The sequence below is a fragment of the Streptomyces sp. NPDC040410 genome, assembly GCF_055595715.1.
Map to the genome: position 1 here is coordinate 176,227 of NZ_JBVIVK010000002.1, position 20,513 is coordinate 196,739.

Below are 20,513 nucleotides of genomic sequence, written 5' to 3' on the forward strand. Positions count from 1 at the left end.
ACGAGCAGCGACGATCGGGGTGTGGCGCAGCTTGGCAGCGCGCTTCGTTCGGGACGAAGAGGTCGTGGGTTCAAATCCCGCCACCCCGACAGTGAAGTGCCAGTCAGGGGCCTGATCCGCTGAGCGGATCGGGCCCCTGACTGGTTTCAGTTGGCATGATCGCCGCCGTTTCAAGAGCGCTGTCGGTCCTCGGTGCCGAGTGTGTTCGACAGCCCGTACCGGACCTGCACGTTCCGGTACTCCATGCCGACGTCGACCGGGTCGGCCAGGTTCATCCTCGTGCTCTCCGTGGCCGAGCGGGTGCCGGGGCTCCCGCTGAGGCGGACGTGCGCCAGCGGCGCTTCGGGGAAACGGAGCCGGCCGGCCGCCACGGTGGAGGTGAACTCGATGTCCGCGTGCCGGTGTTCAGGCCTTCACGGAGGCCGGCCGTCGTCCTCCGGCTGCTGCTCCCGCACACGCTTCACCTTGCGACGCGGCGCATCAGTGCCCCGCCGCGCCCGCCCCTCGCCACCTTCGGCGGCCCGTCGCCTGCGCGCGGGTTCTTCGCGCGCGAGCTTCCGTTCTGCGCGGCCCGTCACGCCCCCGGCCTTCCCGGCACGTGTGGCGCCGCCACTCGCGGCCTCCGGGACGTCGGACACTTTCTCCGCGGTGTCCGGCAGCGTCTCGCCGACCCGCGCGGCGGCTCCCTCCACCGTGTCCCCGGTCCGTTCCGCGAGCCCCGCGACCGCGCTGCCCGTGTCGTCACCCAGGCGCTCGACCGCTGTCCCGGCCTCGCGCCCCACGTCCTCCACCGCCCTGCCGGCACCACGCCCGACCTCGTCGATCGTACGGCCCGCCCCAGTGCCCACCTCACCTACGGCGGTCCCGACGCCCGAGGCCACGTCCCTGAGGATGTCCGGGTTGCGGTCGATGGTCGTCAGAACCCTCCCGATGACCTCCACGACGTTGTCCAGACGCACCTTCAGCAGCGCCTGCGCCTCCACGCCCTTGATCTCCAGGTGGACGGCGCCCAGCTCCACGTACGCGCCCACGTTCAGCCGGAGCAGGTCGAGCACCTCCGCCTGGAGCGAGACCTTCGCGCGCAGATCCTCGACGTCCAGGGCGATCTCGTCCACCTTCAGCAGGGGGACGTCGAGGAGAACGTCCGGCTCCGCGAGCTCCCCACCGACGGGTTCCTCGTCGACGTAGTCATCGATGGCATCGATGGCATCGACGTCGGTTTCCGTCACATCCTTGGTGCCCTCGTCGTCCATGCCGCTCCTCGAGAACGTGTACGTAAAGGGATCTTTCCGATCCTTCCACCGCCCATGGGAGGCCGCCACCGGTCGGCGAGCCGCCCGGCGCCGCCCCAGAGGGTCCACGCTGCCGTAGACGATCACTCCCGCCCGGCCTCTGCCGAGATCCACGCCGATGAGAAGGCCGGCACCGGCGCCGGCCTCCTCACCCGCACGGCGACGCCTGGACCACCGCGAGAGCACGTCCTGCCGCCGGGCCGTGGCCGGCCTCGGCGCCGGGCAACGGTTCATCCGCCCTCACTGCCGGATCTCCTGCGGACCTTGCAGGGCACGCGGCCCCTCCGCCGTCCGCACCAGGGCCCGGGAGATGCCGTCGAGCGCCTCCACGGTCCGCTCCAGCCGCTCGGTTTCGTAGGAAGTCCCTGGTCATGGACGCCCCGGCACGGCTACCGTCAGCGTCCGCGCTCTCACAGTCCTTGGGGGGACATCCATGCACGTCCGCACGCTGCGGCTCATGTCGGCACTCGGTTCCGTGATGGCCGGGGCCCTGATGGCCTCCGGGTGCTCCGCGGGTCCAGATGCGCCACCAGACTCGGTGGGACCGCGGGCGACCGCATCGGCCAAGGCAGCCACAACCCCTCTGACGCGGGCACAGCTGCGGGCGCTCACCTTCAGGGAGGGCGAGGTTGCGGGGGCGCAGGAGGCCGACATTCCGGTGCATGACCCCCAGCCGAAGGAGGAACAGCGCACTTTCCCGCCGGTGTCCGACCCCACTTGTCAGACCATGCTGGACATCCGCAACGGGGAGCGCGCCTCCACCGTCGTCTTTCAGGTCTTCAACTGGAAGGGTGATATCTGGGGTGGCAGCTCGACTCTTGCCGCCTACGAAGACGGGAAGGCCCGGCAGGCCTTCGCACAGCTCAAGCGGGCACTCGGGTCCTGCCGCTCGTATGAGGGCACGGGCTGGGTGGGGAAGTTCAAGGCCACGCTGAAGACGGAACAGGCCCCGGGCGTCGGGGACGAAGCCGTGCGATTCCGGGAGACCATCCCCATGGGCCCTGAGCACCCGGGCGACAGCAACGAGCAGTTCACCGTGGTGCGGGCCGGGAACACGATCGTGATGTTCCGAAAGCAGAACGTCGGCGGCAGCGCGTCCTTCCCCGCCGACCTCGTCAGCCGACAGGTCGAGCGGTTGCAGAACGCACAACGCCCCTGACGGCAGCACGCGGAGGATGCCTCGGCGGCACACTGGCGTCGCCACCTGGAAGGGGGCCACGTCCAGAGGTACCCCGGCCGGATCTGTCTGCGGTAGACCGCCTCCGTGGCGCCTGACTGCTGTGACCGACCGACAAGGCACTGGTCTCCAGCGGGATGCCGTGGCCGGAGAGCGGGGACACGAAGCGGTGCCGGAGCTTTTGCGGGGTCCACTCCCCCTTGGTACCGATCGCCGGCAGGGGCTGGTGCTTCACCCTGGCGCCGCTTCGGCGAACTGGTTGGTGTCGAAGAGCTCGTTGATGTGGCCGCCGAGTTCGGACCAGTGCCGGCCGGAGAGTTCGGCGGCGGCGCGGGCATTGCCGCCGGCGCAGACGTCGACGAGCTGGTCATGGTGTTCGATGGTGTTGCGGCCGCCGAGCAGGGTGGAGAACTTGCGGTAGAGGATGCGGTGGATCTGCGGGTGCAACTGCTCGACGATCCGGCTGAGCACGGGGTTGTCCGCGGCTGTGATGGGGACGCCGTGGAAGCGGTCGTCGGCGGCGAGCGCGGCGGTGATGTCGTTGGCGGCGACGGCCCGTTCGAACTCGCGGTTGGCCTCGCGCATGCGCTGCAGGTCCTGCTCGGTCATGACCGGGACGGCTGTCTCGATGGCGAGCTGGTCGAGGGAGCGCAGGACGGCGAGGGTCTTGGCCACGTCGCGGCGGTTGAGGGTGGTGATGCGGGTGTAGACGCCGGGTTTGGCTTCGACCAGGCCGGTGTCGGAGAGCCGGGCGAGCGCCTCGCGCACCGGGGTGCGGCTGAGCCCGAGGCGCTCGGCGAGCTCGCTGTCCTTGACCTTCTCGCCGGGGACGAGTTCGCCGCGCACGATGGAGTCGCGCAGGCGGTGGAAGACCTCGTCACTGAGAAGGCGGCGGGAAACAGGGCTGTCGAGTGACATATTGCGTACAGTACATCGCTCTTGGTCTCCCTACCCGGCTACGCCGTCGGTCCGCCTGCCCGGCGGACCAAGGCCCGGGCGAGGATGAGAGCCGGGTCGATGAGGGGGACGTCGAGGGCATCGGCGGGAAGTCCGAGTGGGATTTCCGTGCAGCCGGCGATCACCGCCTGGGCGCCTTGTTCGGTCAGGCGCCGTGCGGCGCGGACCAGGAGCGCGGTCGTCGAGCCGTCGCGGGCGCCCGCTTTCACCCCGCGGATGGCGGCCATGACCTCGCGGTCCTGGGCGGCGGCAGCGGGCAGTACGAGGCGGATCCCGGCGCGGTCCAGCCACTCCTGGTACAGGCCGGCCCGGACCGTGCCGCTGGTGGCGAGCAGTCCGGCGGTGTGGACGCGTGGGTTCAGCGTGGTGAGATGCCGGGCGACCTCGCCGATCATGTGGACGATGGGCAGGCCGACGTGGTGGGCGATGCGCGGGACGAAGGCGTGCGCGGTGTTGCACGGGATGGCGATCACCGTGGCACCGGCCTCGCGCAGAACGCGGCTGCCCTCGAGAAGCCACGGGGTGGGGTCGGGGCCGTCGCCGAGCAGGGCATCGGTGCGGTCGGGAATGGTGGGGTCGGACCAGATGACCGTCCTGAGGTGGTCCTGGTCGCTGGTGCCCGGGGTCGTCGACACCAACTTGGCGTAGAAGTCGGCGGTGGCTGCCGGGCCCATGCCGCCCAGGATCCCGATGATCTCGTTCGTGGCGGTGGGGGTGCTCATTGCGCGGTGTCCTTCCGCAGTGCCATCACCTCGTGCTCGGCCGGGGCGTGGGGGGTTTCGCGATGGCCGCGTTTGGCTTCCCGCCGTTTCTCGGAACTGTCGACGACGGCAGCGGCCAGCGAGTTGCCGATGACGTTCACGCCGGTTCGGGCCATGTCGACGATGAAGTCCACGCCGAGGAGGAGTGCCACGCCTTCGGCGGGCAGACCGATGGAGTTGCCGGCGGCGATGAGGACGACGATGGAGGCGGAGGCGACGCCGGCCATGCCCTTGGAGAGGATCACCAGCACGCCGACCATGAGAAGAAGGGCGGGCAGTGAGGTGTCGGTGCCGTAGGCGTTGGCGAGGAAGACCAGGGCGGCGGCCTGGTAGAGGACGGAGCCGTCGGTGTTGAAGGAGTAGCCGAGGGGGACGACGAACGAGGTCGTCGACCGGCTGAGGCCGAACTCTTCGAGCTTGCCCATGAGCGGTGCGAGGACGGACTCGGAGCTGCGGGTGACGAAGGCGATCCCGGCCAGCCCGGCGATCGTCTTCAGCAGGTCGACGTAGCGGATGTGGTAGATCGCGGCGATGAGCGGGAAGAGCACGCCGACGATGATGGCCAGGCCGGCGTAGACGACGGCGATGAAGCCGATCAGGCTGCGCAGGTTGCCGAAACCGTAGTGGGCGACGTCGTAGGAGATGAAGCCGAGCACGCCCAGCGGCGCGATGCGGATGACGTAGCCGACGACCTTGAACATCACCGCGGCAACGGAATCCAGCAGCGAGGCGAAGGGTGCGGACTTCTCCCCGATCGCGGCCATCGCCACGCCCACGAGCAGGGCGAAGACGATCGCGCCGAGGAGGTTGCCCTCGCTGAACGCCGCGAAGATGTTCTTCGGCACGGCGTGCAGGAGCAGTTCGTGGAAGTCGATGCCCTGGTCCAGGCCCGCCACGTCCTTGGAGCCGCCGGTGTGGACGGGGGCGCCTGTGCCGATGTCCGTGAGCTTGGCCAGGCCCACCGCGATCAGCAGGATGACCGTGGTGACGAGCTCGAAGTAGAGGATGGCCTTGCCCGCGATCCGGCCGACCTTCTTGACCGACTCCATGCGGGCGATGCCCAGCACGATGAGGGGGAAGACCAGGGGCAGGACCACGACCTGCACCAGGTTCAGGAACACCTCCCCGAGGATCTTCATCTGCTCGCCCGCTGACGGGGCGAGGCTTCCGATGAGGGCTCCGAGCCCGACGGCGATGATCGACTGGACGCCGATGGGCATCCGGAGACATCGCCGCAGGAACCGGTGCGGCCGGACCGGTGGGGTGTCTGCGCTGGTGGTGGGGGTGAGCGAGGTGTTCATGCGACTCCTGCAACATGCAATATATTGCGCTCTGCGTATTGATCGGCCAGACTGGGCCCCAGGACGGGTGCCTGTCAAGGGGGCCCGCGCCGGAGGGCATCCCGGCCTACGTCCGCCGGCCACGACGAGGAGCATCAGAAGGCGCAGGCCGCGCCGCATGGAGCACGACCAAGGTGGTCCACCCCCTCGATCGACCACGTCGACCTCGGCCAGAGCGCCAACGATGTCCACCCGACCGCCGTCCGCCTGGCCCTGGCCACCTCACTGCGCCCGCTGGACGGTTCGCTGCTGGCACCGGACACTCCGCCGGGGCCCTCGGCGGCGGCCCCTCCGTGACACACGTGCCGCTCCGCCGTGGCGCCGCCCGGCCCACCCGGCATGGGCCGCCGCGGTGCGCCGTCAGCCCCGGGCTCAGGCCTGGCGCGGCTCGTCCGCCTCCGCGAAGGCTTCCTTGATCTTCCCCGCGGCGGAGACGACCCTGGCGCTGCCCACCACCGGTGCGATCGCCACGAGGACGCCCCGCACCGTCTCCATCGGCACGCCGGCCTCTTCGGCCGCGGCGATGTTCAGCAGGTACGAGGCGGGGGCCGCGTCAAGCGCCACCAGCGCGGCGATACGGGTCAGCAGGTACGTCCGCGGATCCAGGCCCGAGCGTTCGAAGGTGTCCAGCGTCATCTGGACGAGTTCCTCGAACACACGGTCGTCCGCCCCGGCGAGGGCCTCGAAGGCGCCGCCGGGCACGCCGTCGTCCGGCATCGTGTCCCTCCTCCGCAGGAGCGGCGGGCCGCTCAGCCGAGAAGTCTGCGCTTCTGCTCTTCGAACTCGGCCTCGGTGAGGATGCCTTGCGCCTTGAGTTCGCCGAGCTCCTTCAGTTGGTCGATCTTGCTGCTCATGTCGTCGGCCAGCGGGGCGGAGGGCGGCGGCGCGGCGGGCGCCGGCGCGGGTTCCTGGTACTGCGCGGGTTCCTGGTACTGGCCCTGCTGGGCGGCCCAGCGTCCCTGCTGGCGGCGCGACACACGGTTGGACACCGCGGTCGCCGTGCCGGCGACGACCGCCGTGCGGGCCACTCCGCGAAGGAGACCTGGCATGGCGATGTCCTTTCTCACCGAATTCTCAGCTTGAGTTGACGAGGTACGTCCGGAAAGACGCGTGCTGCTCGGCCCGCCGCACCTCAGGAAGCGGCCTCGGCCGCTTCGAGCGAGGCGAGGATCGCCTGTACGGGAATCCGTCCGGAGGCCACCAGTTGGGCTCCGCCACGGCGCAGCGCGGCAGCGAAGGGGGCGGCCCACGCGTTCTCGTAGATCAGCAGGCCGGCGGAGTTGCCCGGCTCGACGGCGGCGGCGGCTTCCTCGATGTCGTCGTGGCCGAGCAGGCCGGTCTGGACGCCCTCGAAGACGGCGAGGTCCAGGTTGCCGTCACCGGTGAGGTCGGCGATCTCCAGGGCGGTCACCGAGCCGTCCTCGTCCTTCCTGATGAACACCAGGTCGAGGATCCGGATGAGGCCTCGGTCCACCAGGTCGACCAGCAGGGGGAAGGCCTCCCCCGTCATTCGGTTGCCGGGAAACTCCACGACGATGTAGTCGATGGGCCCCATCTCGTCGCTCTGCTCGGTCACGGCTCACCTCTTGCGCTCGAAGCCCCCGAAGGCCATTCCATCACCGGACACCTACCGACGCACCCGGTGAGGACTCGCCCCAGGCCCGACCGTCAGGTGTTCCACGTCTCGTCGTAGGGGTCGTGCGGCGCGTGGACCGGGGCGGCTCCGGTGACCTTCAGATAGGGGATCGGGCCGTTGTTGACCGGGTCCTTCGTCCGGCGGGGGGTGTACGTGCCGGTGACTTCCAGCCAGGTGTCCGGCTGCAGGACCGGGGGGATCCGGCCGGTCAGGCCGATCTTCACCGGCTGGGCGTCCGCCGCGCAGCAGTTGAGGGCCATGCGGACCAGGTAGGGGGCGCCGGCGTGGTCCAGGGCGACGAAGCCGGTGATCCTGATCTGGCGGCCGCGCAGTGAGCGGCCGTGGTCGTAGACCGCGCGGCTCGCGTAGTCGGCCAGGCTCAGTCGGAGGGGCCCGTCGGCGCCGGGCAGGGCCGGGTAGCCGTACGACTGCTGCAGCGCCGTACCCGTGTGCATGGCGCTGTACGAGCCGAGGGCGGGCGGGGCGACCAGGATGAGGGCGAAGAGCGGGAGGACGAGGAGCCAGGAGACCCGGGGTTCGCGGTGAGCGTGGCCGTGGCCGTCGTCTCCATGACCGAGGCCGCCGCCTCCATGACCGAGGCCGCCGCCTCCATGACCGAGGCCGCCGCCTCCATGACCGAGGCCGCCGCCTCCATGACCGAGGCCGCCGCCTCCATTGCCGTGAATGTGATCACCGGAGTGCTCGGCGCCTGGGCCCCCTCTCCCCCGCCGCCACTCGTACCACGCCGTCGCCAGCGCCGCCGCGATCAGTACTGCGCCGGATGCCAGCAGCATCGGGCGCAGGCCGGCCTTGACGTAGCGCAGGTAGAGGTCGGTCAGGCCCGCGTGCAGCAGGGCCGCGCCGAGCAGGAACAGGACCGCCGCCTGTGCCTGCCGGTTCACAGGAGCACCGCCCCGGTCAGAACCGACACCAGGACGGCGAGGGCGAAGGTGGCGGGGGCGAAGCGCAGGGCGAAGCCGCGGCCGAACGTGCCCGCCTGCATCGCGAAGAGCTTCAGGTCGATCATCGGGCCGACGACCAGGAACGCCAGCCGCGCGGTGAGCGAGAACTGTGACAGCGACGCCGCCACGAACGCGTCCGCCTCCGAGCAGATCGACAGCAGCACGGCGAGGATCGCCAGGGCCAGCACCGACACGGCCGGACTGTCCGCCGCCGTGCGCAGCCAGTGCGAGGGGACCACGGCCTTCAGGGTCGCCGCGGCCATCGCCCCGACGACCAGGAAGCCGCCCGCGTGCATCACGTCGTGCCGGACCGAGCCCCAGAACGCCGCGCCCTTGCCCTGGCCCTCGTACGACGTCCGGGCCGGCGGGCGCAGCCAGTCGGCCCGGCCGACGCGCAGCCACAGCCAGCCCATCGCGCACGCCACCAGCAGGCTGGCCACCAGACGGGCGAGCACCATCTCCGGGTTGCGCGGGAACGCGACGGCCGTCGCCGTCAGCACGATCGGGTTGATCGCGGGAGCCGACAGCAGGAACGCCAGTGCCGCGGCCGGGGTGACGCCCCTGCGCACGAGCGCTCCAGCCACGGGTACGGACGCGCACTCGCAGCCGGGGAGCACCGCGCCCGCCGCCGAGGCGACCGGGACCGCCAAGACGGGGCGGCCGGGCAGGGCCCGGGCGAAGAACGACGGCGGCACGAACACCGCGATCGCCGCGGACAGCAGGACTCCCAGCACGAGGAACGGCAGGGCCTGGACGACCACCGCGACGAACACCGTCATCCAGCTCTGCATCACCGGCGCGCCGAGCGCCCGGCGGACCGGGCCCTGCAGGAGCACGGCCAGGACGAGCAGCAGGGTCAGGACGAGAGGGGATTTCGAGTCCGGCTGCCGGCCGCCGTTGTCCCCGTCACGGGCCGCGTCCCGGTTCGCAGCCCGCGTCGGAGCTGCCTTGGTGATGGCCACGGGCGAGGTACCTCCGGTGGTGCGGAAGGGCGCTGGTTTCCCTCCCCTTCGGTACGGCGGGCGGAGCGCCGGCGTTCACCGCGGGGCCCGTGCTCCTTGGAACCACCCGTCCCGTTGAGGCAGTCTCTTCCCTCGTGGGGAGCGTTCCGAATCAAATTCAGCCGGGTGACGTGTCCGCGCACATGGTGGTGTGCGGCGACGACGGACTCGCGCACCGGCTCGCGGCCGAACTGCGCGGTGTGTACGGCGAACAGGTCACGCTCGTCGTACCGCCCTCCGAACGCGGCGTACGGCCACCCGTGGTCGGCCGGGCCCGGGCCGCGTCCGCTGCGCTGCTCGACCGGGTGGTCAACGCGGCGGTCAGCCGGGCCACCGGCGCCAACGGCACGAACGCCACGAACGCCACGAGCACCGCGAACGGCACCAACGGCACGAGCGGCGGCAGCGGCTCCGGCGGCGAAACAGCCGGGAACGAGCGGGTGATGGAGGCCGCCGAGCCGACCGAGGCCGTGCTCGCCGAGGCGGGCGTCGCACGGGCCGCCGCGCTCGCGCTCGTGTACGACGACGACGAGACCAACATCCGCGCCGCCCTCACCGCCCGGCGGCTCAACCCCACGCTGCGGCTCGTACTCCGGCTCTACAACCGCCGGTTGGGGCAGCACATCGAGGGACTCCTCGACCAGGCGGCCGCGTTGGCCACCGGTGACGGGGAAGGCCAGGAGCCGGGCTCCGGGCTGGACACGTCCGACTCCTCGACGACCGTCCTGTCGGACGCCGACACCGCCGCGCCCGCGCTGGCCGCCACCGCGCTGGCCGGTACCAGCAAGGTCGTACAGACGGACGGCCTGCTGCTGCGGGCGGTGGAACGGCCGCCGCCGCGGCCCGGCCAGACCGCCGGTCCGGGGCTGGCCACCCTTGCCCTGCTGTCCACGACGGGCAACGACCCGGCAGGCGCGGACGGTTCCGACGGCAGCGGGGAGCAGGGACCGCTGCTGCTGCCCGACGCCGCGGCGGTGCGGGACGCCCGCGGGCGCGGGAGTGTCGTCCTGGAGCAGGTGTCGTACTCCGGGCCCTCGCTGCCCGCGGGGAGCGGGGTCGTCCCGGCGTTCGCGTCGCTGTTCTCGCGGCGGCTGCGGTGGTCGCTGGCGGGGCTCGTGGGGTGCGTGCTCGCGCTCGCCGTCGCGTTATGGCTGGTGACCGGCATCCATCCGCTGGGCGCCTTCTACCTCACGCTGCTCGATCTGTTCGCCATCGACGACCCCGCCCTCGGCCAGTCCCTCGGACGGCAGATCCTCCAACTGCTGTCCGGTCTCGTCGGGTTGCTGATGCTGCCGGTGCTGCTGGCGGCGGTGCTGGAGGCGCTGGGGACCTTCCGGAACGCGTCCGCGCTGCGCAAGCCGCCGCGCGGGCTCGGCGGGCACGTCGTGCTGCTCGGACTGGGCAAGATCGGCACGCGGGTACTGACACGGCTGCGGGAACTGCACATTCCGGTGGTGTGCGTCGAGTCCGACCCCGAGGCGCGCGGGCTGGCGACGGCGCGGCGGCTGCGGGTGCCGGTGGTGCTCGGGGACGTCACGCAGGAAGGGGTTCTGGAAGCCGCCAAGATCCATCGGGCGGACGCGCTGCTCGCGGTGACGAGCGCGGACACGACGAATCTGGAGGCCGTGCTGTACGCGCGATCCGTGCGGCCCGATCTTCGGGTGGTCCTGCGGCTGTACGACGACGACTTCGCGACCGCCGTGTACCGCACCCTCCGGGCCGCGCACCCGAACGCCTCCACGCGTAGTCGGAGCGTGTCCCATCTGGCGGCGCCCGCCTTCGCCGGGGCGATGATGGGCCGGCAGATCCTGGGGGCGATTCCGGTGGAGCGGCGGGTGCTGCTGTTCGCGGCCGTGGATGTGGGCGGGCATCCGCAGCTGGAGGGGAAGACCGTCGGGGAGGCGTTCCGGGCGGGGGCGTGGCGGGTGTTGGCCTTGGAACCGGGTGTCTCCTACGGCCGGCGGGGGGAGCCGGCGGTCGAGGAGGCGTACGAGGACGTGCGGGTGGGGGCGGACGGGGGTTCTTCGGGGCTGGTGTGGGATCTCCCCGAGACGCGGGTTCTGCGGGGGGAGGATCGGGTGGTGTTGGCGGCCACTCGGCGGGGGCTGGCGGAGCTGTTGGGGAGGCGGTCGCGGGAGCGGGCGGGGGCGTGAGCGGGCCGGGCGCCGGGGCCGGGCCCAGGGCCGGGCTGCGGTGGGTCGCGCGGGGCCGGCCCCGCCGGGGGTGCCGGCCGCGCCCGCCCCCCGCTCTCGGGTTCGCTGGAGCGGGGGACCCCGATCGCCCCGGCGGCACGACTGCCGGCAGCTACGCGACGCTCCCCAGATATCTCGCCGCGAAGTCCAGCTCCAGTCTGACCTGCTTGATCCGTTCGTCCACCACCAGCGAGCCGTGGCCCGCGTCGTAGCGGTACACCTCGTGGAGGGCGCCTCGGGCCTCCAGGCGTTTGACGTAATTGTCGATCTGGCGGATCGGGCAGCGTGGGTCGTTGACGCCCGCCGAGATGTAGACCGGGGCCTTGACCTGGTCGACGTACGTCAGGGGGGACGACGCCTCGAAGCGCTCCGGAACCTCTTCCGGGGTGCCGCCGAGGAGAGTGCGGTCCATGGCCTTCAGCGCCTCCATCTCGTCGTGGTACGCCGTGACGTAGTCGGCGACGGGGACCGCCGCGATGCCCAGGGTCCACGCGTCCGGCTGGGTGCCGAGGCCGAGGAGGGTGAGGTAGCCGCCCCAGGAGCCGCCGGTGAGGATCAGACGGGACGGGTCGGCGAGCCCCGAGCCGATCGCCCATTCCCGCACCGCCGCGATGTCCTCCAGTTCGATCAGGCCCACACGGTGCTTCAGCGCGTCCGTCCAGGCACGGCCGTAGCCCGTCGAGCCGCGGTAGTTGACGCGGACCACCGCGTACCCGTGGTCGACCCAGGCCGCCGGGCCCGCAGCGAACGAGTCGCTGTCGTGCCAGGTGGGGCCGCCGTGGATGTCGAAGACGGTGGGGAGTGGGCCCGTCGTGCCCGCCGGCTTCTGGATCAGGGCGTGGATGCGGCCGCCGGGGCCGTCCACCCACACGTCCTGCACGGGGACCGAGCCCGGTGACTTGAGTCCGGGCGGGTCCAGGAGGACTCCGCCGGTCGTCGAGCGGACCGTCGACGGCTCGGCGGCCGAGGACCAGAGGTATTCCACGCTGCCGTCCGGGCGTGCCGTCGCCCCGGAGACCGAGCCGGGCGGGGTGGGGACCTTTTCCAGCGTGCGACTGCCCAGGTCGTACCGGAACAGTTCGCTGCGGGCCTCGAAGCTGTGGGCGATCAGCAGGCCGGTTCCGTCCGGGTACCACTCGGCGCCGACGTCGCCGGGCAGGTCCAGGGCGAGCTCGGTCTCCTCGCCCGTGGCCACGTCCCACACCAGGGGCTCCCAGCGGCCCCGCCGCTGATGCCCGATCAGCAGCCTGGTGTCCCCGTCGACCGGCGCGAAGCCGAGCACGTCGAGGCCGAGCTCCGCCGTGCCGCCCCGGGTGTCGTCGAGCTCGGCGACCGGCGTGCCGTCGGCGCGCAGGACACGCAGGGCCGAGTGCATCGCGTCGCCGTGTTCGGTGTGCTCGATCGCGATCAGCGAGCCGTCGTGGGAGAGGTCGCCGACGCCCGCCGACTCGCGGTGGCGGTAGATCTCCGCCGGGTCCGCGCCCGTGCGGGCGAGGTGGATCGTCGTACCGTCCTCGTCGGTCGAGCGGCCCACGACCGCCGTCCGGCCGTCCCGGCCGAGGGCCAGGCCCGCGGGGTACGAAGGTTCGAGGCCCGGGGTGGCGGGCTCGTCGGCCCCGCCGCCGAAGGGCTGACGGCGCCAGACGCCGAACTCGTCGCCGTCCTTGTCGTCGAACCACCAGATCCAGGCGCCGTCCGGGGAGAGCACTCCGTCCGTCGTGCCGTTCGGCCGGTCGGTCACCTGGCGTTGTTCGCCCGTCGCACGGTCCCAGGCGTACAGCTCGTACGTTCCCGTCGCGTTCGACACGAACAGGGAGCGGTCCGGTGCGTCCTCCGCCCAGTCGGGCAGGGACACCCGGGGCGCCCGGAAGCGCTTCTCCCAGTCCGGCACCGCATCGCGCTGTTCCTGCTGGTCCTGCCGGTCCTGCTCGTCCGACCCGTTGCTCTCAGTCATGGCCCCATACTGCCCGTCCCGTCGGACAATGTGCAGGTCAGGTCCCCAGCCTGTGGAAAACTCCCACAGTGAGTACCCGCCGTGAAGCTCGGGGCGATCGTCAGTGGCCGGGTGCGGACTCGCCCGCATGACCTAACAGCGCAAAACCGTCGAGAGGTTCTGGGCCACCACCGAGGCCGGGACTTGACCGGGTTCGCCGACACCCTGGCAGACACCCTGGCCGACCACGTCGTCTGCACGCTGCCGCGGACGCGGTGGGGGACCCCCGCCACAGCGGAGCCGAGAGCGGGGAAGCCACCGTCACGGACTACTGGCCGGAGCCGTACGAACGGCCCGCGGGCCGGGAACACCTGGTCGGTCGGGACTGACCCCGCGGCCCGTGCCGCGGCCCGTGCCCCGTACCGTTGAAGGCGTGTACCGGTTTCTGCTGACACCCCGCTGGTGGGGGATCAACGTCTTCGTGCTGCTCGCCATCCCCTTCTGCGTCTTCATGGGGTCGTGGCAGCTGAGCCGCTTCGAGGCACGGATGCAGGACCATCGCGGCGCCGACGCGCAGGCGGCGTCCGGCCGGCTGGAGGCCGCCCGTCCGCTGCAGGAGCTGCTGCCGGTGGACAAGGCGACGTCCGGCAAGCCGGCCACCGCGACCGGGCGGTACGCCAAGCAGCTGCTAGTACCCGACCGGGAACTGGACGGCAAGCGCGGCTTCTACGTCCTGACGCTGCTGCGCACCGACGACGGCAAGGCGCTGCCGGTCGTGCGGGGCTGGCTGCCCGGAGACGCCGACGCGTCGAAGGCGCCGGCCGCGCCGCGCGGCGAGGTCACCGTCACGGGTGCGCTGCAGGCGTCCGAGACGCCGGGCGACAACGGCGTCAGTGCGCGGGGCGGGCTGCCGGCCGGGCAGACCGGCGCGATCAGCGCGGCGTCGCTGGTGAACCTCGTGCCGTACGACGTCCACGACGCCTGGGTCACCCTGGAGCGGGGTGACTCCGGGATGAAGGCCGTACCGGCGGCGGCACCCGCGGACACGGGGCTGGACCTGAAGGCGTTCCAGAACCTCGGGTACACCGGGGAGTGGTTCGTCTTCGCCGGGTTCGTGGTGTTCATGTGGTTCCGGCTGCTGCGGCGCGAGGTGGAGTTCGTGCGGGACGCCGCGCTGGGCTTGGTGCCGGACGAGGAGCCGGCGGCTGTGGACGCCGGGGCCAGGTGAATCGGGGCCGAGCCCGGGTGTGGGTGCCGACCGGCCCGCAGGCCGGATACCCGTCACGCCCCCGTCAGCACGCCCGTCCAGTACACCGTCCCCGCACACGCGTTGGACACCGTCGTCGAGACCACCGGTCCGCCGCCCTCCGCCGTGTTCGTGACCGTCACGCTGCCGTCGGCCGTGCCGTCCTCGGTGACGAGCTGGGCCGTGGTCCCGCTGTCGGTGCCGGTGGTGGCGCCGCCGGTCGTGCCGTCGTCCGGGCTGGTGGTCGGGTCGGGGGTCGAGCCCCCGGTCTCGCCGCCGGAGTTGCCGCTGCTGGTGGGGCAGGTATCGGAGGGGACCCAGGCGAACCTCACCTCGTAGGCGGAGCCGGGCTGAAGGAGGAGTGGGGAGACCTCGAGGGACGGGTCGGGCAGTCCCGCGGCCGCGTCCCCCGAGATGTGGCGGGCGGTACTGATCTTGGTGGCGTCCGCCGCGCCCTGGGGCGTGGTGTTCACGGTGCCAGGACCGGTGACCGTACACGCCGCGGTGGAGACGTTGACGATTCGGAAGGTGCCGTAGACCGTGCCCGCGGAGTCGGGGGCGTTGGCGGCGCCGGTGGCGGAGCCGAGCTGGCCCGGCATACACGCCGAGGCGTCCGCCGTGGTGGTGGCCGGGGCCTCGGAGCCGCTGCTCGTGCCGGTGCCCGTGCTGTAGCCCTTGGTCTCGTCGTCGTTCGTCTTGCCGCCGGTGCCCTGGTCCTCGGTCTTGCCGGAGGAGCCGCCGACGGCGCTCTCGCCGCCGTCGGGGCCCTTGCCCTGTCCGCCGCCGCCCTGCGTCTGCGAGGCGTTGCCGGCCATGGACGGGTTGGCGTCGGTGCCGGTGGAGTTGGAGACGTGCACGAGGGCCGGGACGGCGGTGCCGAGGAACAGAGCGGCGGCCGCCATGCCGACCATGGCCTGACGCTTGCGGGCCCGCCGTGCGGGGACCGCGCGCCGCAGATGGTCCAGTGTGCCGTCGCGGGGTGCGACCTCCTGGACCGCCCGGTGCAGCATCCGGCGCAGTGCCAGCTCGTCCGAGTCGAGCCCGTCAGAGCTCTGTTCGTCGAGGCCGTGGTTCACAGTTCCGTTCCCAGCGTGCGATTGCTTCGGCTGTTGCTTGTCCTGCGCCCCCGGCTCGCGCCTCCCCTTCGGCCCGAATGGCCCGGGGGGACCCCCAGGGGGCTCATGGGGGACGTGCGGGTGCCCCTGCCCGTCGTCGTGCTCGCTCATGCCGGCGCCTCCATGGCGACCCGGAGGGCGGCGATGCCGCGCGAGCCGTAGGCCTTGACCGAGCCGAGCGATATCCCGAGCGAGTCGGCGACCTGTGCCTCGGTCATGTCCGCGAAGTAGCGCAGGACGAGGACCTCGCGCTGACGGCGCTGCAGGCCCTTCATCGCGTTGATCAGGGAGTCCCGCTCCAGCTGGTCGTACGCACCCTCCTCGGCGCTCGCCATGTCGGGCATCGGCTTGGGGAGCAGCTTCAGGCCGAGGATGCGGCGGCGCAGGGCCGAGCGGGAGAGGTTGACGACCGTCTGACGCAGGTAGGCGAGCGTCTTCTCGGGGTCGCGGACGCGCTTGCGTGCCGAGTGGACGCGGATGAACGCCTCCTGGACGACGTCCTCGCAGGAGGCGGTGTCGTCGAGGAGGAGGGCGGCGAGACCCAGCAGCGAGCGGTAGTGCGCGCGGTAGGTCTCGGTGAGATGGTCGACGGTGGTACCGGCGGCCGCGATGTCGTCGGCGCCGTCGCGCTGATTCGGTATGCGGGTGGGCCGCGCTGCGGGCATGGGTGCGATCACCGGCATGCCGCCGGGCGTGCCGGGCATGCGGGGTCGGAGGGACGGGCGGGGCGGCCGTAGGGCCGTGCCGCGGGTCGCCGATGGGGGTCTCCCCGCTCGGGCGGGGCCGAGGGCGGGGGAGAAGTCGAGTACCTCTGCCACGCCAGTTGGACACGTTTCCCCCCGTCAGGGTTGTACGTGCCGGGCGTCACTTTTGTGTCGGACAGGTGTACGCCGGACGGTCCCGCACCAGACGCTCGTACGCCGGACGGATTCACAGGTCCCACGTCGGCCGAACCGGCCGACGGCCCTGCGTCAGGCAGCACAACTGACCGTGCGTCGAACGCCCTCATGCCTACCCGCTCTTCCCGTATATCCAGAATGTCCGAGGCGTCCCCACGCCCCGTGAAGCATCCCCGAACCACCGAAGGGCGTTCGCAAAGACGCTCCCCGCCCTCCGCGTGGTTGCGGAGGGCGGGGAGGGAAATTTTCGGGCACCCGGGTCGTCCGGATCAAGTGGTCCGGACCATTACTCCGGCCACACTGCTTGCATAGATCCTACAAATGAGCCCGCCCATGGCCAGGACTTCTTCCCAGAGCAAGCCCTCGCCCCGGGAAGCGTGGCGCGGGCCGCAGACGTCACACCAGCTCCGCCGCCACCAGCTCGGCGATCTGCGCCGTGTTGAGCGCGGCGCCCTTGCGCAGATTGTCTCCGCAAACGAAGAGTTCCAGCGCGGTGGGATCGTCGAGCGCCCGCCGCACCCGGCCCACCCAGGTCGGATCGGTCCCGACCACGTCGGCGGGCGTGGGGAACTCCCCGGCGGCCGGGTTGTCGAAGAGGACGACACCCGGGGCTGTGGCGAGGATCTCCCGCGCCTTGTCCACGGTGACCTCCCCCTCGAAGCGTGCGTGGACGGTGAGCGAATGCGTGGTGATCACCGGCACCCGCACACAGGTCACCGCGACCGGCAGCTGGGGCAGTCCGAGGATCTTGCGGGACTCGGCCCGTACCTTCATCTCCTCCGAGGACCAGCCGTCCTCGCGCAGCGACCCGGCCCACGGTACGACGTTGAGGGCGACCGGCTCCGGGAAGGGCCCGGTGTTGTCCCCCACGGCCCGCCGCACGTCACCGGGGCAGGTTCCGAGCTCGGTGCCGGCGACCAGGGTGAGCTGCTGCCGCAGCGTTTCGACGCCGGCCCGGCCCGCCCCGCTCACGGCCTGGTACGAGGAGACGACCAGCTCGCGCAGCCCGAACTCGGCGTGCAGCGCGCCCAGGGCCACGATCATGGAGAGGGTCGTGCAGTTCGGGTTGGCGATGATCCCGCGCGGCCGCCGCCGTGCCGCGTGCGCGTTGACCTCGGGGACGACGAGGGGCACGTCGGGGTCCATCCGGAAGGCGCCCGAGTTGTCCACCACGACCGCGCCCTTGGCCGCGGCGACCGGCGCCCACTGCGCGGAGACCTCGTCGGGGACGTCGAACATGGCGACGTCGACCCCGTCGAAGGCCTCCGCCGACAGGGCCACCACCTCGACCTGCTCACCGCGCACGGCCAGCTTGCGGCCGGCCGAGCGCGGCGAGGCGACCAGTCGGATCTCGCCCCAGATGTCCGCGTGCTGGGACAGGATCTGGAGCATGACCGTTCCGACGGCTCCGGTCGCCCCCACGACCGCGAGCCTCGGCCGCGCGGACCGCCTCATCAGCGGCCCGTGCCTCCGTAGACGACGGCCTCGGCACTGTCGGAGTCGAGCCCGAAGGCGGTGTGCACGGCACGGACGGCCTCGGGCACGTCGTCGGCGCGGGTGACGACCGAGATGCGGATCTCGGAGGTCGAGATCAGCTCGATGTTCACGCCGGCGTCGGAGAGCGCCTCGAAGAAGGAGGCGGTCACACCCGGGTTGGTCTTCATGCCGGCGCCGACGAGCGAGATCTTGCCGATCTGGTCGTCGTAGCGCAGCGAGTCGAAGCCGATCGCGGTCTTGTTCTTCTCCAGCGCGTCGATGGCCTTGCGGCCCTCGGTCTTCGGCAGCGTGAAGGAGATGTCCGTCAGACCCGTGGAGGCGGCCGACACGTTCTGCACGACCATGTCGATGTTGATCTCGGAATCGGCGATCGTACGGAAGATCAGGGCGGCCTCGCCCGGCTTGTCCGGCACACCGACGACCGTGATCTTGGCCTCGGAGGTGTCGTGCGCGACACCGGAGATGATGGCCTGCTCCACCGTCTTGTCCCCTTGCTGAATCGGCTCGTTGCTGACCCAGGTGCCCTGCAGCCCGGAGAAGGACGAGCGCACATGGATCGGGATGTTGTAGCGGCGCGCGTACTCCACACAGCGGTGGAGCAGCACCTTGGAGCCGGAAGCGGCGAGCTCCAGCATGTCCTCGAAGGCGATCCAGTCGATCTTCTTCGCCTTCTTCACCACCCGCGGGTCGGCGGTGAACACGCCGTCGACGTCGGTGTAGATCTCGCAGACCTCGGCGTCCAGAGCGGCGGCGAGTGCGACGGCCGTGGTGTCGGAACCACCGCGGCCTAGCGTGGTGATGTCCTTCTTGTCCTGGCTGACGCCCTGGAACCCGGCGACGATGGCGATGTTGCCCTCGTCCAGCGCCGTGCGGATCCGGCCCGGCGTGACGTCGATGATCCGGGCTTTGTTGTGGACCGAGTCGGTGATGACGCCTGCCTGGCTGCCGGTGAAGGACTGGGCCTCGTGGCCCAGGTTTTTGATCGCCATGGCCAGCAGGGCCATGGAGATACGCTCTCCGGCGGTCAGCAGCATGTCGAACTCACGCCCGGCAGGCATCGGCGATACCTGCTCGGCGAGATCGATCAGCTCGTCCGTCGTGTCGCCCATCGCGGAAACGACGACGACCACCTGGTGGCCGTTCTTCTTCGCTTCCACGATCCGCTTGGCGACGCGCTTGATGCCCTCGGCATCGGCTACGGAGGAGCCTCCGTACTTCTGCACGACAAGGCCCACGTGCGCTCCTCGCTCAGTCCGTGTGTGTCGGCTCAGTTTAACGAGCGTCCGATATTCCCCTCCGGAGTACCGCATGGTGAGATGTCCGGACGCCCGTTCCGGAACGCACATGCCCGGTGCGCGCCGACGGCACTCGGAAAGTGCCACGGGTCACAAGTGACGGCTGCGGATCACGTTATGGATTAAGTTTCAAGCACCATCGTTCGGGCGGTGCGCGTACTCCTGGCTGTGCGCGTACTTCTGATGGAAGACGATGAACCGGTGGCCCAGGCGCCGCGGCGCGGCCTGATCCGTCACTGCTTCGAGGTCGATTCGTTGGCCTTGAGCAACTCCCGGGTGCTGCGGATCAGCGCCTCGCGCACGGCTTCGGTGGAAAGCACCCGCAGGGGAGTACCCAGCCCGAGCAGGTAGGCCGCTAGCCGGTCCACGTCGTTGCCGCCGATCTCGACCACCGTGGCGTCGGGACCGTCAGGGCTGTGTGTGCCGATCGTTCGGGGGACCACGCTCAGGGCCTGGTCCAGGGGAAGCGGAAGGCGGACCGTCGCATACACCGGGTACACGACGCTTGCGATACCCCGGGAGACCAGCAACGCCGGGTCCGGTGGATCGACAAGTTCGGCCGGCTCGGCTGTGGGTCGCACCCGTGTCACACGGTCGGCCCGGAACGTACGCCACTCGCCCCGGCCGACATCGCGAGCGACGAAGTACCAGCGGCGGCCGGTGTGGACGAGCCGGTACGGTTCGACGTCGCGGACGCTCGTGCGCCCTGCGTGGTCCCGGTACGACAGCTCGGTGCGCAGTCCGCTGCGGCACGCGGTCGCCAGTTCCAGCAGCATGTGGGGGCTGATCTGTGGCTCCGTGGACCGAGGCGTGTGCGCGAGGGTGGCGTCGAGTTCGCCCAGCCGGTCGGCCAGCCGCTTCGGAAGTGCCTGGCGGAGCTTGAAAAGGGCTGACAGCGCGGCCTGGTCCGCGCCCAGTGCTCCACTGAGCGCGGCCTCACGCAGGCCGACGGCCACGGCGAGGGCCTCCTCGTCGTCCAGGCTCAGTGGCGGCAGCCGGGCGCCGCGACCGATCCGGTAGCCGCCCCACGGGCCCGGGTCGGACTCGATGCCGTAGCCCAGATCCCGCAGCCGGGCGATGTCGCGCCGGACCGTCCGGTCGGTGACCGACATGTGCTCGGCCAGCTCGCGACAAGTCCAGACCGGTCGCGTGGACAACAGCGACACCAGGCGGAGCAGGCGGGACGAGGTACCCATCACGGTTACTCAGT

18 protein-coding genes, 1 tRNA gene and 2 pseudogenes are annotated in these 20,513 nt (G+C 71.3%); 6 read left to right on the forward strand and 15 right to left on the reverse strand.

Going from position 1 to position 20,513, the window contains the following annotated elements; all coding sequences use genetic code 11:
• Window positions 1-15: 15 nt before the first annotated feature.
• Window positions 16-89: transfer RNA gene (locus ACZ562_RS04760), tRNA-Pro, on the forward strand.
• A gap of 324 nt (window positions 90-413) precedes the next feature.
• On the opposite strand, the gene ACZ562_RS04765 is transcribed toward ACZ562_RS04760, so the two are convergent.
• The gene (locus ACZ562_RS04765; RefSeq protein ID WP_471174206.1) at window positions 414-1,253 is read right to left on the reverse strand and encodes a hypothetical protein; all 840 of its coding nucleotides are present in this window, start codon (window positions 1,251-1,253) and stop codon (window positions 414-416) included.
• Window positions 1,254-1,355: 102 nt separating this feature from the next.
• Here ACZ562_RS04765 and ACZ562_RS04770 point away from each other — a divergent pair.
• Window positions 1,356-1,539: pseudogene (locus ACZ562_RS04770) on the forward strand (IS481 family transposase); the annotation flags it as partial.
• Window positions 1,540-1,995: 456 nt separating this feature from the next.
• A complete protein-coding gene (locus ACZ562_RS04775; protein WP_471174207.1) occupies window positions 1,996-2,451 on the forward strand; it encodes a hypothetical protein in 456 nt (151 codons plus the stop codon).
• Between the two features lie 249 nt (window positions 2,452-2,700).
• On the opposite strand, the gene ACZ562_RS04780 is transcribed toward ACZ562_RS04775, so the two are convergent.
• The 8 genes from ACZ562_RS04780 to ACZ562_RS04815 form a co-directional block, all read right to left on the reverse strand.
• Window positions 2,701-3,387: a GntR family transcriptional regulator gene (locus tag ACZ562_RS04780; protein ID WP_471174208.1), complete on the reverse strand. Its 687-nt coding sequence runs from the start codon at window positions 3,385-3,387 to the stop codon at window positions 2,701-2,703.
• A 38-nt stretch (window positions 3,388-3,425) separates the two neighbouring features.
• Complete coding sequence (gene cuyB, locus ACZ562_RS04785; RefSeq protein ID WP_471174209.1) at window positions 3,426-4,148, reverse strand: cysteate racemase; 723 nt, start codon at window positions 4,146-4,148, stop codon at window positions 3,426-3,428.
• On the reverse strand, window positions 4,145-5,488 hold the full coding sequence (locus ACZ562_RS04790) for a dicarboxylate/amino acid:cation symporter (protein WP_471174210.1): 1,344 nt from the start codon (window positions 5,486-5,488) through the stop codon (window positions 4,145-4,147). The genes cuyB and ACZ562_RS04790 overlap by 4 nt, the downstream gene beginning before the upstream one ends.
• Before the next feature lie 411 nt (window positions 5,489-5,899).
• Entirely contained in the window at window positions 5,900-6,244 is a 345-nt protein-coding gene (locus ACZ562_RS04795; RefSeq protein ID WP_471174211.1) for a carboxymuconolactone decarboxylase family protein, read from the reverse strand.
• Window positions 6,245-6,276: 32 nt separating this feature from the next.
• Window positions 6,277-6,576 carry an SHOCT domain-containing protein gene (locus tag ACZ562_RS04800; RefSeq protein ID WP_471174212.1) on the reverse strand — a complete coding sequence of 100 codons (300 nt, stop codon included), beginning with the start codon at window positions 6,574-6,576 and terminating at the stop codon, window positions 6,277-6,279.
• Window positions 6,577-6,659: 83 nt separating this feature from the next.
• Window positions 6,660-7,082 carry a DUF6325 family protein gene (locus ACZ562_RS04805; protein ID WP_471174766.1) on the reverse strand — a complete coding sequence of 141 codons (423 nt, stop codon included), beginning with the start codon at window positions 7,080-7,082 and terminating at the stop codon, window positions 6,660-6,662.
• A gap of 113 nt (window positions 7,083-7,195) precedes the next feature.
• A complete protein-coding gene (locus ACZ562_RS04810; protein WP_471174213.1) occupies window positions 7,196-8,065 on the reverse strand; it encodes a TIGR03943 family putative permease subunit in 870 nt (289 codons plus the stop codon).
• Window positions 8,062-9,087 (reverse strand): permease, encoded by a 1,026-nt coding sequence (locus ACZ562_RS04815; RefSeq protein WP_471174214.1) that lies wholly within the window; start codon window positions 9,085-9,087, stop codon window positions 8,062-8,064. Before ACZ562_RS04815 ends, ACZ562_RS04810 begins: the two co-directional genes overlap by 4 nt.
• Window positions 9,088-9,269: 182 nt before the next feature.
• Between ACZ562_RS04815 and ACZ562_RS04820 the strand changes: the two genes are divergently transcribed.
• Entirely contained in the window at window positions 9,270-11,279 is a 2,010-nt protein-coding gene (locus ACZ562_RS04820) for a potassium channel family protein (protein ID WP_471174768.1), read from the forward strand.
• Between the two features lie 151 nt (window positions 11,280-11,430).
• On the opposite strand, the gene ACZ562_RS04825 is transcribed toward ACZ562_RS04820, so the two are convergent.
• A complete protein-coding gene (locus tag ACZ562_RS04825; protein ID WP_471174215.1) occupies window positions 11,431-13,272 on the reverse strand; it encodes a S9 family peptidase in 1,842 nt (613 codons plus the stop codon).
• Window positions 13,273-13,684: 412 nt separating this feature from the next.
• Here ACZ562_RS04825 and ACZ562_RS04830 point away from each other — a divergent pair, with 412 nt between their 5' ends.
• Window positions 13,685-14,479, forward strand: a complete 795-nt coding sequence (locus ACZ562_RS04830; RefSeq protein ID WP_471174216.1) for an SURF1 family protein — start codon at window positions 13,685-13,687, stop codon at window positions 14,477-14,479.
• Between the two features lie 53 nt (window positions 14,480-14,532).
• Here the strand turns inward: ACZ562_RS04830 and ACZ562_RS04835 are convergent, their stop codons facing one another.
• From ACZ562_RS04835 to ACZ562_RS04850, 4 genes are all read right to left on the reverse strand, one after another.
• Window positions 14,533-15,573, reverse strand: a complete 1,041-nt coding sequence (locus ACZ562_RS04835; protein ID WP_471174217.1) for a hypothetical protein — start codon at window positions 15,571-15,573, stop codon at window positions 14,533-14,535.
• Window positions 15,574-15,719: 146 nt separating this feature from the next.
• On the reverse strand, window positions 15,720-16,316 hold the full coding sequence (locus ACZ562_RS04840) for a SigE family RNA polymerase sigma factor (protein WP_471174218.1): 597 nt from the start codon (window positions 16,314-16,316) through the stop codon (window positions 15,720-15,722).
• 591 nt (window positions 16,317-16,907) lie between these two features.
• Window positions 16,908-17,966 (reverse strand): aspartate-semialdehyde dehydrogenase, encoded by a 1,059-nt coding sequence (locus ACZ562_RS04845; RefSeq protein WP_471174219.1) that lies wholly within the window; start codon window positions 17,964-17,966, stop codon window positions 16,908-16,910.
• Window positions 17,966-19,243, reverse strand: coding sequence for an aspartate kinase (locus ACZ562_RS04850; protein ID WP_471174220.1), 1,278 nt, complete (start codon window positions 19,241-19,243; stop codon window positions 17,966-17,968). The genes ACZ562_RS04845 and ACZ562_RS04850 overlap by 1 nt, the downstream gene beginning before the upstream one ends.
• Window positions 19,244-19,471: 228 nt before the next feature.
• On the opposite strand from ACZ562_RS04850, the pseudogene ACZ562_RS04855 reads away from it, so the two are divergent.
• A pseudogene (locus ACZ562_RS04855) lies at window positions 19,472-19,555 on the forward strand (response regulator transcription factor); the annotation flags it as partial.
• Here the strand turns inward: ACZ562_RS04855 and ACZ562_RS04860 are convergent.
• On the reverse strand, window positions 19,537-20,502 hold the full coding sequence (locus ACZ562_RS04860) for a helix-turn-helix transcriptional regulator (RefSeq protein WP_471174221.1): 966 nt from the start codon (window positions 20,500-20,502) through the stop codon (window positions 19,537-19,539). The pseudogene ACZ562_RS04855 and the gene ACZ562_RS04860 sit on opposite strands and share 19 nt — an antisense overlap.
• Between the last annotated feature and the right edge of the window lie 11 nt (window positions 20,503-20,513).

Excerpts from the sequence above, each read along its gene's own strand:
- ACZ562_RS04840 (WP_471174218.1), bottom strand. The coding sequence starts at position 16,316 with ATGCCCGGCACGCCCGGCGGCATGCCGGTGATCGCACCCATGCCCGCA.
- ACZ562_RS04825 (WP_471174215.1), bottom strand. The coding sequence starts at position 13,272 with ATGACTGAGAGCAACGGGTCGGACGAGCAGGACCGGCAGGACCAGCAG.
- ACZ562_RS04845 (WP_471174219.1), bottom strand. The coding sequence starts at position 17,966 with ATGAGGCGGTCCGCGCGGCCGAGGCTCGCGGTCGTGGGGGCGACCGGA.
- ACZ562_RS04800 (WP_471174212.1), bottom strand. The coding sequence starts at position 6,576 with ATGCCAGGTCTCCTTCGCGGAGTGGCCCGCACGGCGGTCGTCGCCGGC.
- ACZ562_RS04805 (WP_471174766.1), bottom strand. The coding sequence starts at position 7,082 with ATGGGGCCCATCGACTACATCGTCGTGGAGTTTCCCGGCAACCGAATG.
- ACZ562_RS04780 (WP_471174208.1), bottom strand. The coding sequence starts at position 3,387 with ATGTCACTCGACAGCCCTGTTTCCCGCCGCCTTCTCAGTGACGAGGTC.
- ACZ562_RS04765 (WP_471174206.1), bottom strand. The coding sequence starts at position 1,253 with ATGGACGACGAGGGCACCAAGGATGTGACGGAAACCGACGTCGATGCC.
- ACZ562_RS04795 (WP_471174211.1), bottom strand. The coding sequence starts at position 6,244 with ATGCCGGACGACGGCGTGCCCGGCGGCGCCTTCGAGGCCCTCGCCGGG.
- ACZ562_RS04820 (WP_471174768.1), top strand. The coding sequence starts at position 9,270 with ATGGTGGTGTGCGGCGACGACGGACTCGCGCACCGGCTCGCGGCCGAA.
- ACZ562_RS04790 (WP_471174210.1), bottom strand. The coding sequence starts at position 5,488 with ATGAACACCTCGCTCACCCCCACCACCAGCGCAGACACCCCACCGGTC.
- cuyB (WP_471174209.1), bottom strand. The coding sequence starts at position 4,148 with ATGAGCACCCCCACCGCCACGAACGAGATCATCGGGATCCTGGGCGGC.